This is a genomic window from Streptomyces sp. NPDC047971 (assembly GCF_040653355.1).
Classification (GTDB): Bacteria; Actinomycetota; Actinomycetes; order Streptomycetales; family Streptomycetaceae; genus Streptomyces.
Genome location: NZ_JBEZNW010000014.1, coordinates 24,702 through 39,094, shown reverse-complemented (window position 1 = coordinate 39,094; position 14,393 = coordinate 24,702). Strand labels below are relative to the sequence as shown.

The following is a 14,393-nucleotide window of genomic DNA, read 5'->3' as shown; positions in this document are numbered from 1 at the left end:
GTCGCGCATGAACCCGACGGACCTGGTGCGCGACCACACGATCTACTCCTGCGTCATGGGGTCGCGCGCCTTCGGTCTGGAGACCGAGGAGAGCGACACCGACCGCCGGGGCGTCTTCCTCGCCCCCACCCCGCTCTTCTGGCACTTCGACAAGCCGCCGGCGCATGTCGAGGGGCCGGGCGAGGAGCAGTTCAGCTGGGAGCTGGAACGCTTCTGCGAACTGGCGCTGCGCGCCAATCCCAACGTCCTGGAGTGTCTGCACTCCCCCGTGGTCGAGCACATCGACGACACCGGCCGCGAACTGGTCGCGCTGCGCGAGGCGTTCCTGTCCCGGCAGGCGCACCAGACCTTCGTCCGGTACGCGGGCGGGCAGCGCAGGAAGCTCGACGCGGACGTCCGCCAGTACGGGGCGCCGCGCTGGAAGCACGCCATGCATCTGCTGCGGCTGCTGATGAGCTGCCGCGACCTGCTGCGGACCGGGGAGCTGACGATCCATGTCGGCGACGAGCGCGAACGCCTCCTCGCGGTGAAGCGCGGCGAGGTCCCGTGGCCCGAGGTCGAGTCGTGGATGGCCCTCCTCATTGAGGAGGCCGACCGGGCCTCCACCACGAGCCCCCTTCCCGCGGCCCCGGACCACGCACGGGTCCAGGACTTCCTGGTCCGCGCCCGCCGCGCCTCGGCCCTGAGCGTGCTCTAGGGGTGTCCTGACGGTCGGGCCGGGCTCGCGGCGCCCGAGCCGGCCGGGGCGACACCCTCCAGCCGGGTCCGTACGACGAAGTCGTGCAGCGCGTCGTGGGCTCGCGGGGCGTCCCCGAGGGCCGACGCGGCCTGCGCCGCGTCCAGGACGCCGTGCAGCGCCTCCACGTCCGCGCGGACGCGCGCCGGGTCCACCTCGGCCGGCCCGTGTTCGGCCGCCTCCTTCGCCGCGATCAGCTCGGGGACGTACGCGGGGGCCTCCGCCACCTCCCCCGCCAGCGTGGGCAGATGCGCCTGGATCCCGCCGGACCGCATCAGATGGATGCCGGTGAGCAGCGCCCGAAGGGTGTAGAGCAGCGGCTTCAGTTCCTCCGTCTTCTCGAAGAGGCGCCACTGCGTGGCCGCGAACCCGCGGTAGTGGTGCGCGTGGTGGGTGGTGAGGACGTCCGGCGCGAGGGCGACCAGCTCGGCGTGGGTCTCCGAGGTGTGGACGACCAGCGGGGAGAGCAGCTGCTCCAGTACGTAGCCGTTGCGCCGCAGCATGAGCCGGACGAACTTCCGCAGGTCGTGCGTGACGAGGTCCATCTCGACACCGTCCCGGTCCCACATCCGGGACCGGGTCTCCTCGGGTTCGCGCAACCCTATGAGCCCCTCCACCGGCAGCAGATGGACGCCCCGCAGGTCCACGTCCGAGTCCCGGGACGGGAATCCGTACAGATGCGCCCCGGAGACGGTCGCGAAGACGAGGGGGTCGGGCTGTTCGGCCACGACGGCGGAGAGGTCGGTTTCGGGTACGAGAGCCACGGTCATGGACCGAGTCTCCCAGGTGCGGTCAGAGGTCCCAGAGGGCGCCGAGCGCCACCAGTTCGCTGCGGTGCTCGATCCGCTCCTCCCACTCCTTCGGCCACGCGCCGGCACCCAGGTGGGCGCCCGCGAACGCGCCCGCGAGGCAGGCGATCGAGTCCGAGTCGCCGCGCGTGCAGGCGGCTCGGCGCAGGGCGGTGACGGGTTCCTCGGGGAAGAGCAGGAAGCAGAGGAGGCCGGTGGCCAGGGCCTCTTCGGCGATCCAGCCGTCGCCGGTGTAGGCGCAGGGGTCCAGCTCCGGGTCCGCGGTGCGCTGGGCGGCGTCCAGCCTCTCCAGGACCGCCAGGCACTCGTCCCAGCCGCGCTCGATGAAGTGGCGGGCCGAGGGGTCCTGGGAACGGGTCCACAGGTCGCCGAGCCAGTTCTCGCGGTAGACGGAGCGGTTCTCGTAGGCGTACGAGCGCAGGTGGCCGACCAGGCCGGTGGGCTCGATGCCCTGGGCGAGCAGGTACACGGCGCGGGCCGTCAGGTCGGAGGCGGCGAGCGCGGTCGGGTGGCCGTGGGTGAGCGCGGACTGCAGCTGGGCGGCGCCGGACCGCTGCTCGTCGCTCAGTCCGGGTACGAGGCCGATGGGCGCGACCCGCATGTTGGCGCCGCAGCCCTTGGAGTGGATCTGGCTGGCGTCCTGCCAGGCACGGTCGCCGTCGAGGAGCGCGCAGGCGCGCAGGCAGGTGTTTCCGGGGGCGCGGTTGTTCTCCGGGGAGTGGTACCAGTCGACGAACTCCTCGCGGACCGGCCCGGCGAGCCGCTGGGGGGCGAGCACGCCCCGGTCCATCGCCGTGCGGATGCCGCGGGCGAAGGCGAGGGTCATCTGCGTGTCGTCCGTGATGTACGCCGTGCCCTGCTTCTCGCCGGGCAGCTCCATCTCCCGCCACGGTCCGCACTTCGCCAGGATCGCGGGCACGTCGTGGAACTCGGTCGGGAAGCCGAGCGCGTCGCCGAGCGCGAGTCCGATGAGGGAGCCGGTGGCGGCCTGCTTGGTGGTCATGGGGTGGGTCGTCCTTCCGGTCGCAGCAGTGGCGGGTGCAGGGCCGTGGCCTCGCCCGCCCGGTAGAGAGCGGCCGGTTTCCCCCGTCCGCCGGTGAGGCGCGGTGGTCCTGCGACGGCCTGGACGAAGCCGGGCGTGGCGAGGACCTTGCGTCTGAAGTTGGGGCGGTCGAGTTCGACGCCCCAGACCGTCTCGTACACCTGGCGCAGCTCGCCGAGGGTGAACTCGGGCGGGCAGAAGGCGGTGGCGAGACAGGTGTACTCGAGCTTGGCGCCGACCCGTTCGTGCGCGTCGGCGAGGATCCGGTCGTGGTCGAAGGCGAGCGGCCCGTAGGCCGTCCGCTCCCCGTACGGCATCCACCGCGCGCACGCCGCGTCGCCGCCGCCGCGCGGCTCGGGGGCGTCCGGGACGAGCGCGGCGAAGGCGACCGAGACGACCCGCATCCTCGGGTCGCGGTCCGGTTCGCTGTACGTCCGCAGCTGTTCGAGGTGGAGTCCGGAGACGGTGTCCACGGAGAGGCCGGTCTCCTCGGCCAGTTCGCGGCGGGCCGCGACCTCGGCGGACTCCCTGGGCAGGACGAACCCGCCGGGCAGCGCCCATGATCCGGTGTACGGCGCCTGGCCGCGCTCGACGAGCAGGACGTAGAGCCGGTCCTCGCGGAGGGTGAAGACGGCGAGGTCGACGGTGACGGCGAAGGGCTCGAAGGCATGCCGGTCGTAGCCCGCGGGGGTCCGGTGGGGGCTCATCGGCGCTCCGGGAGGGGGTCGGCGAGGTCCCAGCCCTCGGTGAGCAGCGCGTCCACGGCGGTGACGGCCGCCGCGAGCCGCTCCTCGTGCGCTCCGCTGAGGACGGCGGTCCTGCGGCCGGTGTGGGCGAGCTGGGTGACGAAGCGGGCGGTCATCCAGGGCCGCAGGTGCTCTCCGTCGCGCAGTCCGTCGTCCTCGAAGTCGACGCCCCGGTGGTCGGTGAGGAGCCAGAGGTGCTGGCGGCCGCGGGCGGCGATCTCGCCGACGGCGGGGTTGGCGGTGCCCATGTACCGCTCGTGCCAGATGGTGGTGGCGAAGGCGTCGGTGTCGCAGAAGAGCACGGGCGATCCGGCGCGTGCCGCCTCCTCCTCCAGTTCGGCCTGGCGCAGCGCGATCAGGGGGAACTCCTCGGAGCGGAAGGTGACGTCCGCCCAGGTGGCGTCGGGGCGCGCGGCACGCAGTTCGGCGAGCTTGAGTTCGCTGAACTCGCGCCCGTACTCCGGTACGTAGCGGGTGCGGGCCCAGACGCCGCCGCGCTTGCGGTAGTGCTCGGCCAGGGCGCGGGCCATGGTGGTGGTGCCGGTGGACTCGGCTCCGAGGACGACGACGCGGCGGGTGAGCGCGGCCCGCACCGGGGGTTCCAGGTAGTCCCAGCAGCCGACGGGGTCCTTGCGGACGGCGGTGCCGGAGACGGGGAACAGCGTGCGGTCGGGGTCGACGCAGACGGATTCGGCGCCGAAGCGGCGGCCGAGCTCCTCGCCGTACGGTTCCGAGGTGAAGACGGCGTCGACCTGTTCGGGCACCGCGGCCCGGAAGACGGCCATGTGGGCGGCCCAGACGTCGGGGTCGTGGAGATCGACGGGGATGTCGTCGACGGCGCCGACGACCAGGGCGTCGGGGTGGATCTCCCGCATCCAGGCGACCCGTTCGGCGAGCGGCACGGATTCGACGGAGGAGGCGCAGACCAGCACGGTGAGGCGCTCGCAGCGGTCGCGGGCGGTGCGGACGAGATGGTGGTGGCCGGCGTGCGGCGGGTAGAACTTGCCGAGGACCAGTCCGTGTCCGTAGCGCTTCATGCCGCCACCTCCACGGGCAGGGCGCGCCGCGCCGTGAGGTCCCGGCTCCAGCCGCGCAGGCCGAGGACGCAGAGGGTCAGGAAGCCGACGTACAGCAAGGAGGTCAGGTACAGCTCCTTGTACGCGTACAGGGGGACGTACACGAGGTCGGCGGCGATCCATAGCCACCAGGACTCCAGGCGCTTGCGGCACTGGCCGTAGGTCGCCATCAGGGAGAGCGCCGTCGTCAGGGCGTCCCAGAAGGGGACGGTCGAGTCGGTGGCGTGGGCGAGGAGCAGGGTCAGTGCCGTGGTCCCCACCGCCCCCGCCGTGAGCAGCCATGCCCACTCGGTGCGCGAGGTGCGGCGCACCGGGAGGGAGTCGGAGCCTGGTCCACCCCCGTGGGTCCAGGTCCACCAGCCGTACACGGCGAGGGCGATGAAGACGATCTGGAGGCCGGCGTCGGCGTACAGCCCCGCCTGCGAGAAGAGCAGGATGAAGAAGAGGTTGTTGGCGATGCCGAGGGGCCAGTTGGCGAGGTGCTGGCGGGCGACCAGCCAGACGCAGAGCGCACCGCTGCCGAAGCCGAGCACCTCGGTCCAGCTGACCGGGGTGCCGAGCAGGGTGAAGAGCGGTTGCTGCAGGGGTTCGAGCAGGTTTGCGAGGCTCACGCCCACCTCCTTAAGAGTCATCATGACTATAAAGTGCGGCGGGTGTCGGCCACAAGTACGAACGCGCATGATCGAACGCTGACGCGCGCGGCGGACACGGAGAAGCCCGTGACCGCCGTCGGGCGGATCACGGGCTTCTCCGTGGAGCGGTGGGGCGGGACTACATGCCGACTTCCTTCATCAGCATGCCGACCTCGGTGTTGGTCAGCCGGCGCAGCCAGCCGGACTTCTGGTCGCCCAGGGCGATCGGACCGAAGGCGGTGCGCACGAGCTTCTCGACCGGGAAGCCCGCCTCGGCGAGCATCCGGCGCACGATGTGCTTGCGGCCCTCGTGCAGCGTGACCTCGACCAGGTAGTTCTTGCCGATCTGCTCCACGACGCGGAAGTGGTCGGCACGGGCGTAGCCGTCCTCCAGCTGGATGCCGTCCTTGAGCCGCCTGCCGACCTCGCGGGGCAGCGGGCCGGTGATGGCGGCCAGGTAGGTCTTCTTCACGCCGTACTTCGGGTGCGTGAGGCGGTGGGCCAGCTCACCGTGGTTGGTGAGGAGGATGATGCCCTCGGTCTCGGTGTCCAGGCGGCCGACGTGGAAGAGCCGGGTCTCGCGGTTGGTGACGTAGTCACCGAGGCACTGGCGGCCGTCGGGGTCCTCCATGGTGGAGACGACACCGGCGGGCTTGTTCAGCGCGAAGAAGATGTGCGACTGGGTCGCGACGGTGAGGCCGTCGACCTTGATCTCGTCCTTCTCCGGGTCGACGCGCATGCCCTGTTCGAGCACGATCTCGCCGTTGACCTCGACCCTGGCCTGCTCGATCAGCTCCTCGCACGCCCGGCGCGAGCCCATGCCGGCGCGGGCGAGCACCTTCTGCAGCCGCTCGCCCTCCTGCTCGGCACCGGGGAAGGTCTTCGGGGTCTTCACCTGCGGCTTGTTCGCGTACCGCTCCCGGTTGCGCTCCTCGGCGCGGGCGTCGTACTCGCGCGAGCGCGCCGGGGCCGTACGCCCGCCACCGCGCTGCGGCGACTGCTTCGGTCCGCCCTTGGCGCCTCCGCGGGCGGCCGCGCCGCGGCCCTTCCTGGGGCCGTCGGAGGGGCCGCCCACGTCGTAGCTGCGCTCCTCGGGGCGCGGCCGACGCGGGTTGCCACCACCCTGCCGGTCGTCACGGCTGTTGCCGGCGCCCCGGTAATTGCCGCGGCCACCGCTGTTGCCACCACGGCTCCCGCCGTTGTTTCCGCTGTTCCTGCCGCTGCTGCTTCGCATCAAATGTCCGTCGTCTTGTCGTCTGCGTCTTCGCGATCCGGGAGATCCGGATCGAACGACGGGACTCCCTCCAGCGTGTCCGCCTCGATCGCGTCCGCCTCGGGGAGGAAGGGCGCGAGCTCCGGGAGCTCGTCCAGGCCGCGCAGGCCCATCCGCTCCAGGAAGTAGTTCGTCGTCCTGTACAGGATCGCACCTGTTTCGGGTTCCGCGCCCGCCTCCTCCACGAGACCGCGCTGGAGGAGGGTGCGCATGACTCCGTCGCAGTTCACTCCGCGGACCGCGGAGACCCTGGAGCGGCTGACCGGCTGGCGGTACGCGACGACGGCGAGGGTCTCCAGGGCCGCCTGGGTGAGGCGGGCCTGCTGTCCGTCGAGGACGAACGCCTCGACGGCGGGGGCGAACTCGGCGCGGGTGTAGAAGCGCCAGCCACCGGCGACGAGGCGCAGCTCGAAGCCCCGGCCCTGGGCGGTGTACTCGTCGGCGAGCTCGCGCAGGGCGTCGCCGACCTCGCGCGGGGTCCTTTCCAGGACCTTGGCGAGGTGGGTCTCGGTGGCCGGCTCGTCGACGACCATGAGGACGGCTTCGAGGGCGGGCTTGAGGTCGCTCATGCCTTCTCCTCCACGGGTTGATCGAACTCGTCGGTGACCTGGGTCTCCCGCTCGCCGCCGACCCAGGTGACGGTGAGCTCGCCGAGGGCGTCCTCCTGGTCGAGGGCGACGGCCTTCTCCCGGTAGAGCTCCAGGAGGGCCAGGAAGCGGGCGACGACGGTGAGGGTGCCCTCGGCGCCGTCGGTGAGCTCCCGGAAGCTGACGCTCCCCCGCTCGCGCAGGAGGGCCACCACGATGCCGGCCTGCTCGCGGACGCTGACGAGGGGGGCGTGGATGTGGTCGACGTACACCTGCGGCTTGGCCCGGGGCTGCATGGCCTTCACGGCCAGCTTGGCGAAGCCCTCGGCGCCGATGGAGATGACGACCTCGGGGAGCAGTTCGGCGTGGTGGGCCTCCAGGCCGACGGTCCGGGGGTAGCGGCGGCCCTCGCTCTCCCACCGGTCCTCGAAGATCGAGGCGACCTGCTTGTACGCGCGGTACTGCAGGAGGCGCGCGAAGAGCAGGTCCCGTGCTTCGAGGAGCGCGAGATCGGCCTCGTCCTCGACCTCGGCGGCGGGCAGCAGCCGGGCGGCCTTGAGATCGAGCAGTGTGGCGGCGACGACGAGGAACTCGGTCGTCTGATCGAGGTCCCAGTCGGGTCCCATGGCCCGGATGTGCGCCATGAACTCGTCGGTGACCTTGGAGAGGGCGACCTCGGTGACGTCCAGCTTGTGCTTGGAGATGAGCTGGAGGAGCAGATCGAAGGGGCCCTCGAAGTTCGCCAGCCGCACGGTGAAGCGGCCGTCGTCCGGCGCGCCCGCGCCGGCCTCCTGGCCGGACCCCTCGCCGGGAGGGCTCGGGGCGCCGGTGGCACCGGGAGCCTCGTCCGGCTCGGCGGGGCTCCCCGGACCCGAGCCGGCCGGCGCTTCGGGAACCTCCCGCCGCGCGTCGGCGCCCCGGCCCGGGGCCACCGGCTCACGCTCCTCGGCGGGGCCCGCCGCGGCCTCCGCGGGGCCGTCCGTCCGGGCGTCGGGCTCCGCCTCGGCGAGGCCCGCCGCAGTCTCCGTCAGGCTGTCCGCCGGGGCGTCCGCCGAGGTGTCGGCGGTGGTCGCGGGGTGGGACGCCGCCCCGCGCGGTCGCGTCGGATCGTCCGCCACGGACTCCGGGACCGCGGGCGAGGCCGCCTCGGGCGCGGTCCCGGAGTGAACCGCGGGCGAGGCCGCCTCGGGCGCCGGGGCGGAAGGCGAAGGCGCCTCGGGCGGCTGGGCGGCCGTGGGCGGTGTCCGGGTGCCCGGTCCCCTGCCCAGGGCGCGGCGGTGCGGTGGGCGGGACGTCTCGTCGGGCGGGGGCATCGGGGTCCAGGGAGGAGCAGGGGCGCGGCAGCCCGCAGGCTACCGTCAGCGGCCGCGCAGGCGGCGCACGAGGATGCTCGCGTCGCCGCGGGACTCCAGGTCCGCGAGGACCACCGCGACCGCCTCGCGGACGATCCGGCCCCGGTCCACGGCGAGCCCGTGCTCGCCACGGAGCACCAGGCGGGCGTGCTCCAGGTCCATCAGCTCCTCGGCGGAGACGTAGACCGTGATCTTCTCGTCGTGCCGCTCACGCCCGCTCGGCCGCCGGTTCGGCGACCGGCCTCGGCGGCGCGGCTGCGCCGCGGGCTCCGCCGTGCGGGCCCGGGGCTCCCCCTGCTCCGCGGACTCCGCCGCCGAGTGCTCGGCGGTGGCCGAGGCCGAGGCGGCGGGAGAAGCGGGCGCCGGCGACGGGCCGGATCCCTCCGCCGCCTCCGTGTCGCTCTCGCCCGCCGGAGCCGGTACCCGGCCACGGGGCGAGGAGGACTGCAGCGCCATCCCCCCGGTCGTACGGAACAGTTCGTCGGCGCCGGGCAGACTCACTCGGCGTGACACCGGGCGAGCACCTCCCTGGCGAGCTGACGATAGGCGGCGGCACCCACCGAGTTCGACGCGTACGTCGTGATCGGCTCACCGGCGACCGTGGTCTCCGGGAAGCGCACGGTACGGCCGATGACGGTGTGGTAGACGTGGTCGTCGAACGCCTCGACGACACGTGCCAGCACCTCACGGCTGTGCACCGTGCGGGAGTCGTACATCGTGGCGAGGATGCCGTCGAGCTCCAGCTCGGGGTTGAGCCGCTCCTGGACCTTCTCGATCGTCTCGGTCAGCAGGGCCACACCGCGGAGCGCGAAGAACTCGCATTCCAGCGGCACGATGACCTTGTGAGCCGCCGTCAGGGCGTTCACGGTCAGCAGGCCGAGCGAGGGCTGACAGTCGATCACGATGTAGTCGTAGTCGTTCATCAGCGGCTTCAGCGCACGCTGCAGCGTCGACTCGCGCGCCACCTCGCTCACCAACTGCACCTCGGCGGCCGAGAGGTCGATGTTGCTCGGCAGCAGGTCCATGTTGGGCACGGCGGTCTTGAGCAGCACCTCGTCCGCCGACATGCCCCGCTCCATGAGCAGGTTGTAGACGGTGAGGTCGAGCTCCATCGGGTTCACACCGAGTCCGACCGACAGGGCTCCCTGCGGGTCGAAGTCGACGAGCAGCACCCGCCGCCCGTACTCCGCGAGCGCGGCACCCAGGTTGATGGTCGACGTGGTCTTGCCGACGCCGCCCTTCTGGTTGCACATCGCGATGATCTTCGCGGGTCCGTGATCGGTCAGCGGACCCGGGATCGGGAAGTACGGCAGGGGCCGTCCGGTCGGGCCGATCCGCTCGCGGCGCTGACGGGCAGCGTCGGGTGCGAGGGTGGCCGCGTACTCCGGGTCGGGCTCGTACTCGGCGTCAGGGTCGTAGAAGTGCCCCTCGGGCACCTCGTCGTAGGCGGCGAAGTGGGTGGACTCTCGGCCACTCTCGTTGCCGGCCGTGGCGTTCACGTGTAGGCCGTCCATCATCTTCATCGTGTGGGCTGTCGTCATGGGCTGATGCGTCGCGTCGGTCGCGAAGGTGCGGACGGCGACGGAGCCGACAGGGATTCCTGGCTGTCCGCCCCCGGGAGTAAATGTCGACTCATTCACAAGTCGTCTTACCTCCTTGGATGTGACCAGGAACATTTATCGATAGGTCAGCGTGGCACCATGCCGACGGTTGGCGACTCTATGGCGTGTCACCGCTCCGCAGCAACACAATCCGCCGGACCCGGCCCGATGTGTCGGCAACCGAACACCCCTCTGTCAAGGGTGCGCGGCGATACATCCGCACGTTTCAGGGCTGCGCGAAACGGTTAAAGGGTTACGTTCGAGGCGAGTTGAACAAGGCCCCCGGAGTGGCCGGAAGCACATCCGGCCGGACCTTGGTGCCCAAGGTCCGGCCGGATGTGTGAGGTTGACGGCGCGGGTTGACGCGACGTCTAAGGAGCTCAGCCCAGCAGGCTGGCCAGCTCGACGTGGTCGAGGCCGTGCGCCTCGGCGACCTCCTTGTAAACGACCTTGCCGTCATGGGTGTTGAGACCCAGGGCGAGCGCGGCGTCGCGGCGCAGCGCCTCGACCCAGCCGTTGTTCGCCAGCGACACGATGTAGGGCAGCGTGGCGTTGGTCAGGGCGTACGTGGAGGTGTTCGGCACCGCGCCCGGCATGTTGGCGACGCAGTAGAAGACCGAGTCGTGGACCTGGAAGGTCGGCTCGGCGTGGGTGGTCGGGTGCGAGTCCTCGAAGCAGCCGCCCTGGTCGATCGCAATGTCGACAAGGACACTTCCGGGCTTCATCTTGGCGACGAGCTCGTTGGTGACCAGCTTCGGGGCCTTGGCGCCCGGGATGAGGACGGCGCCGATGACGAGGTCGGCCTCGACGACGGCCTTCTCCAGCTCGTAGGCGTTGGAGACGATCGTCTTCACCTTGGTGCCGAAGATCTTGTCGGCCTCGCGGAGCTTGTTGATGTCCCGGTCGAGCAGGGTCACGTGGAAGCCCATGCCGACGGCGATCTGCGTGGCGTTCCAGCCGGAGACGCCGCCGCCGATGACGACGCACTCGCCGGCGTGGGTGCCGGGGACGCCGCCGGGGAGCACGCCGCGGCCGCCCACCGAGCGCATCAGGTGGTAGGCGCCGACCTGCGGGGCCAGGCGACCCGCGACCTCGGACATCGGGGCGAGCAGCGGGAGCGCGCGGTTGGCGGTCTCGACGGTCTCGTACGCGATGGCGGTGGTGCCGGACTCCAGGAGGGCGTCCGTGCACTCCTTGGAGGCGGCGAGGTGCAGGTAGGTGAAGAGGGTCTGGTCCTTGCGGAGGCGGTGGTACTCCTCGGCGATGGGCTCCTTGACCTTCAGCAGCAGGTCGGCCGTGGCCCAGACCTCGTCCGCGGTCGGCAGGATCTGCGCACCGGCGGAGACGTACTCCTCGTCCGTGATCGAGGAGCCCGCACCGGCGTTCTGCTCGACGAAGACCTGGTGGCCGTTACGGACGAGCTCGTGGACACCGGCGGGGGTGATGGCCACGCGGAACTCGTTGTTCTTGACCTCGCGGGGGATGCCGACCTTCATCGTCGATCACGGTCCTTGACTCAGGGGAAACGGGGGTGCACTGCGATACATACCCGGATGCACTACCGCGCACCAGGACAGACCGCGTTCGATCGCGGCGCACCCAGTCTAATGAAGGAGTTCCCCGTGTCTAGCCTTGCAAAGCATTAATCTTCGTTCGAAGCACTACGGATTTCGCAGGCAGAGGGTTCTGTTCCCCGGCTGATTTCCTCATCCGTCCCCAGCAGACGCCCGGCCGCGGCCCGGTGCAGCCTGGCAGCGGCGGGGTCGCCGAGCCGGTCGAGCGTGTCCGCCAGCCTGAGCTGGAGCGCGGCCTGGAGACGCACGTCCTGGGCGCGCCGGGCCCAGTCGACCGCTTCCTCGCAGGTCCGCAGGGAGTCCTCGGGCCGGCCGGCGTACTCCTGGACGCGGGCGGCCTCGCTCAACGCCCGCGCGTAGCCGGGCAGATCGGCGAGCCTCCGGTAGCCCGCGGCGGCTGCGCGCCAGTTCCGCAGGGCCTCGCCGTAGCGGCCGGCATAGGTCTGTACGGCGCCGAGCCGTCCGTACAGCCGGGCCTGGTCGGCCCTCTCGTCACGGGCGAGTCGCTGGGCGAGCGCTCGGCCGTACCAGTCGCCGGCCCGCTGCCAGTCCCCCAGTTCCTGGTAGGAACCGCCTACGGATTCCATCGCCCGGCCGATCGCGTAGGGATCGTTCGCGGCCCTTCCGGCGTCCAGAGCGGCCCGGTAGCGCTCCAGGGCCTCCTGGGTACGACCCGACCCGGCGTCCAGATCGGCGAGGTTCAGCAGCGCGGCGGCCCGCTCCCGGTGCAGTCCCCGGCGCTCCGCCACGTCCAGGACCAGCCGGTGCAGGCCGTACAGGACGGGGGCGGCGGCCTCGGCGCCCCGGTGCGCCGTCTCCGCCCTGACCAGGGCGGAGACGAGCCGGCGGGCCAGGGTGTCGAGCTCTCCGTCGGCGACGGCGAGGCGGGCGGAGGCCAGCAGGACGGGCCTGCGGGCGGTCAGCCATTCGGCGGCGGCGGGCACGGTCGGGAACCGCAGGGCCCGGGGCAGCCCGGCGAGCTTCTTCCGGGCGGCGGAGCCCTCGGGCTCCGTGACGGCCCGGCAGGACTGCAGGAGCCGTACGGTCCGCTCCAGCATCCGGGCCCGGGCGAGCTGTACCTCGGCCGGCCGGTCGCGCTCCTCCATACGGGCACGCAGGAAGGGGACGAGATGGCCCGGAACCTCGTACTCCCCGTCTCCGCGGTCGGTGACGAGGCCCAGCTCGACGAGGCCGGTCAGCGTGCCGGCCGCCGCCGAGACCGAGCAGCCGGCCAGGGCGGAGGCGGTGTGGGCGTCGGCGCGGCCCAGGGGGGCGAGGGAGAGGTATCGCAGTATCCGGGCGGCCGGCTGGGCCAGCGCGTCGTGGGCCAGCTGGAACGCGCGGGCGACCGGGTCGCCGGGGAGGGCGCGGAGCCGTTTGGCCAGGTCCGCGACGGACGCCTTCGGACGGGCGGCGAGCCAGCCGCCGGCGAGGACGACGGCGGCCGGCTGGCCGCCGCACTCCTCGGCGAGGGTCTCGGCGGCCTGGGGGTCGACCGTCACCCGGACGGATCCGGTGTACGTGGTGAGCATCTCGATCGCGGACTTGGGGTCGAGGCCGCCCAGGGTGCACGGACGGACGTCGGGGATCCCGGTCAGCGGTCCCCGCGCCACGGCGACGACGAGGGCGTCGGGGTTGTCGGGGATCAGCGGATCGACCTGCTCGGCGTCGACGGCGTCGTCGAGGACGAGGACGCAGCGGCGTTCCGCGAGGGCGTCGCGGACCAGCTCGGTCAGCTCGTCCTCGGCGGCGCCGGGCGGTTCGTCGATGCCGAGGTCCAGGAGCAGCCCCTGCGCGACGCGCCCGGTGGGGACCGGGTCGCCGCCGGGCTCGGTCAGCCGGGCGCGGAACACCCCGTCGGGGTAGGCGGCGGTGAGTCCGGTGACGAGCTCCTCGGCGAGCGCGGTCCGTCCCGATCCGGGCCGGCCCGCGATCAGCAGGACGCGTGCGCGGGGTGCCTTGCGGCCGGCGAGGGTGTCGAGTCCGGTCCGTTCGATGTCGGCGCGCAGGGCTTTCAACTCCCGCTGCCGCCCGAAGAAGTTCCGCACCCCGCCCGCTGCCACCGCCTGATCCGTCACGGGCCACACTCCCGTCCACCTGCGCACGACCGATCCCGCGGGGGTCTCCGCACGGGTGATCCCGAGCGTAGTTCAGGGCGGGTGCCTCACCCCGCCGGGCAGGGCGGACAGATCCCCCGATCGGATCAGCAGATGTTCAGACCGCAGACCGGTTTGGGTGGGCACCCGATCCGCAGGACCGGATCGCCTGCCCGACACCCGCGGGTCACGACGCGAACGGCCGTGCCGGCCAGGGGGCGTCCGCCGGGCGCAGCGCGTCGAGGCCGTCGGCCGCGCGGGCCGCCGCCAGCGAAAGGACGCCGACCACCAGGCAGTTGTTGTGCAGCTCACCGGCGAGTACGCCGCGTACGAGCTCCGCCAGCGGGACCCGGGCCAGCTCCATGTCGGCCTCCTCCTCCGAGACCTCGAAGCGTTCGCCCTCCGCCTCGGACAGGTGCCGCGCCAGGAAGATCCGTACCGCCTCGTCGCAACCGCCGGGCGTGGTGTAGACGTCGGCAAGCACCCGCCAGTCCTCGGCCTTGACGTGCGCCTCCTCGTACAACTCCCGCTCCGCGGCGTGCCAGGGGTTCTCCCCCGGCACGTCGAGGAGTCCGGCCGGGATCTCCCAGAGCTTCTGGCGCACCGGGTGCCGGTACTGCTTGAGCAGCAGCACCCGGTCCTCGTCGTCGAGGGCGAGGACCGCCACCGAGCCGGGGTGGACCTGGTAGTCGCGGCGGGCGACCGTGCCGTCGGGCATGACCACGTCGTCCGTACGGACACTCGTCTTCGCTCCCTGGAACGGGGTCGTCGTCGCGACGACCCGCCACTCCTCAGGGGTGTCCTGCAACTCCATCTGCGTCCTCCCACACACGAACCACACACGAAAGCCGGGGTACCGGTCCCGGCAG

14 protein-coding genes are annotated in these 14,393 nt (G+C 72.1%); 1 reads left to right on the top strand and 13 read right to left on the bottom strand.

The genetic code is table 11. From position 1 onward, the window contains the following. Window positions 1-7 precede the first annotated feature (7 nt). Window positions 8-697, top strand: coding sequence for a nucleotidyltransferase domain-containing protein (locus tag AB0D99_RS15740; RefSeq protein ID WP_362361101.1), 690 nt, complete (start codon window positions 8-10; stop codon window positions 695-697). Here the strand turns inward: AB0D99_RS15740 and AB0D99_RS15735 are convergent. From AB0D99_RS15735 to AB0D99_RS15675, 13 genes are all read right to left on the bottom strand, one after another. Continuing rightward, window positions 694-1,506: a nucleotidyltransferase domain-containing protein gene (locus AB0D99_RS15735; protein ID WP_362361098.1), complete on the bottom strand. Its 813-nt coding sequence runs from the start codon at window positions 1,504-1,506 to the stop codon at window positions 694-696. The two genes, AB0D99_RS15740 and AB0D99_RS15735, sit on opposite strands and share 4 nt — an antisense overlap. A gap of 22 nt (window positions 1,507-1,528) precedes the next feature. Then, window positions 1,529-2,548 carry an ADP-ribosylglycohydrolase family protein gene (locus AB0D99_RS15730; protein WP_362361095.1) on the bottom strand — a complete coding sequence of 340 codons (1,020 nt, stop codon included), beginning with the start codon at window positions 2,546-2,548 and terminating at the stop codon, window positions 1,529-1,531. Then, entirely contained in the window at window positions 2,545-3,294 is a 750-nt protein-coding gene (locus AB0D99_RS15725; protein WP_362361092.1) for an NUDIX domain-containing protein, read from the bottom strand. Before AB0D99_RS15725 ends, AB0D99_RS15730 begins: the two co-directional genes overlap by 4 nt. Further along, entirely contained in the window at window positions 3,291-4,370 is a 1,080-nt protein-coding gene (locus tag AB0D99_RS15720; protein WP_362361089.1) for an AAA family ATPase, read from the bottom strand. Before AB0D99_RS15720 ends, AB0D99_RS15725 begins: the two co-directional genes overlap by 4 nt. Then, window positions 4,367-5,020 (bottom strand): nicotinamide riboside transporter PnuC, encoded by a 654-nt coding sequence (gene pnuC / locus AB0D99_RS15715; protein WP_362361086.1) that lies wholly within the window; start codon window positions 5,018-5,020, stop codon window positions 4,367-4,369. The genes AB0D99_RS15720 and pnuC overlap by 4 nt, the downstream gene beginning before the upstream one ends. A gap of 160 nt (window positions 5,021-5,180) precedes the next feature. Further along, window positions 5,181-6,275: a pseudouridine synthase gene (locus AB0D99_RS15710; protein WP_362361083.1), complete on the bottom strand. Its 1,095-nt coding sequence runs from the start codon at window positions 6,273-6,275 to the stop codon at window positions 5,181-5,183. Further along, complete coding sequence (gene scpB, locus AB0D99_RS15705) at window positions 6,275-6,883, bottom strand: SMC-Scp complex subunit ScpB (protein WP_362361080.1); 609 nt, start codon at window positions 6,881-6,883, stop codon at window positions 6,275-6,277. Before scpB ends, AB0D99_RS15710 begins: the two co-directional genes overlap by 1 nt. After that, window positions 6,880-8,214, bottom strand: a complete 1,335-nt coding sequence (locus AB0D99_RS15700; RefSeq protein ID WP_362361077.1) for a segregation/condensation protein A — start codon at window positions 8,212-8,214, stop codon at window positions 6,880-6,882. The genes scpB and AB0D99_RS15700 overlap by 4 nt, the downstream gene beginning before the upstream one ends. A 45-nt stretch (window positions 8,215-8,259) precedes the next feature. Next, complete coding sequence (locus tag AB0D99_RS15695; protein ID WP_362361455.1) at window positions 8,260-8,754, bottom strand: hypothetical protein; 495 nt, start codon at window positions 8,752-8,754, stop codon at window positions 8,260-8,262. After that, window positions 8,751-9,794: a ParA family protein gene (locus AB0D99_RS15690; protein WP_229818740.1), complete on the bottom strand. Its 1,044-nt coding sequence runs from the start codon at window positions 9,792-9,794 to the stop codon at window positions 8,751-8,753. Before AB0D99_RS15690 ends, AB0D99_RS15695 begins: the two co-directional genes overlap by 4 nt. Window positions 9,795-10,234: 440 nt before the next feature. Then, complete coding sequence (gene ald, locus AB0D99_RS15685; protein ID WP_362361073.1) at window positions 10,235-11,350, bottom strand: alanine dehydrogenase; 1,116 nt, start codon at window positions 11,348-11,350, stop codon at window positions 10,235-10,237. Window positions 11,351-11,496: 146 nt separating this feature from the next. After that, the gene (locus AB0D99_RS15680) at window positions 11,497-13,506 is read right to left on the bottom strand and encodes a tetratricopeptide repeat protein (protein WP_362361070.1); all 2,010 of its coding nucleotides are present in this window, start codon (window positions 13,504-13,506) and stop codon (window positions 11,497-11,499) included. Window positions 13,507-13,711: 205 nt separating this feature from the next. Beyond that, window positions 13,712-14,338 (bottom strand): NUDIX hydrolase, encoded by a 627-nt coding sequence (locus tag AB0D99_RS15675; RefSeq protein WP_362361067.1) that lies wholly within the window; start codon window positions 14,336-14,338, stop codon window positions 13,712-13,714. Between the last annotated feature and the right edge of the window lie 55 nt (window positions 14,339-14,393).

Bases quoted from the DNA above. Each gene is read 5' to 3' on its own strand.
- AB0D99_RS15740 (WP_362361101.1), top strand. From the start codon at position 8: ATGAACCCGACGGACCTGGTGCGCGACCACACGATCTACTCCTGCGTC.
- AB0D99_RS15735 (WP_362361098.1), bottom strand. From the start codon at position 1,506: ATGACCGTGGCTCTCGTACCCGAAACCGACCTCTCCGCCGTCGTGGCC.
- AB0D99_RS15730 (WP_362361095.1), bottom strand. From the start codon at position 2,548: ATGACCACCAAGCAGGCCGCCACCGGCTCCCTCATCGGACTCGCGCTC.
- AB0D99_RS15725 (WP_362361092.1), bottom strand. From the start codon at position 3,294: ATGAGCCCCCACCGGACCCCCGCGGGCTACGACCGGCATGCCTTCGAG.
- AB0D99_RS15720 (WP_362361089.1), bottom strand. From the start codon at position 4,370: ATGAAGCGCTACGGACACGGACTGGTCCTCGGCAAGTTCTACCCGCCG.
- AB0D99_RS15710 (WP_362361083.1), bottom strand. From the start codon at position 6,275: ATGCGAAGCAGCAGCGGCAGGAACAGCGGAAACAACGGCGGGAGCCGT.
- scpB (WP_362361080.1), bottom strand. From the start codon at position 6,883: ATGAGCGACCTCAAGCCCGCCCTCGAAGCCGTCCTCATGGTCGTCGAC.
- AB0D99_RS15700 (WP_362361077.1), bottom strand. From the start codon at position 8,214: ATGCCCCCGCCCGACGAGACGTCCCGCCCACCGCACCGCCGCGCCCTG.
- AB0D99_RS15690 (WP_229818740.1), bottom strand. From the start codon at position 9,794: ATGACGACAGCCCACACGATGAAGATGATGGACGGCCTACACGTGAAC.
- ald (WP_362361073.1), bottom strand. From the start codon at position 11,350: ATGAAGGTCGGCATCCCCCGCGAGGTCAAGAACAACGAGTTCCGCGTG.
- AB0D99_RS15675 (WP_362361067.1), bottom strand. From the start codon at position 14,338: ATGGAGTTGCAGGACACCCCTGAGGAGTGGCGGGTCGTCGCGACGACG.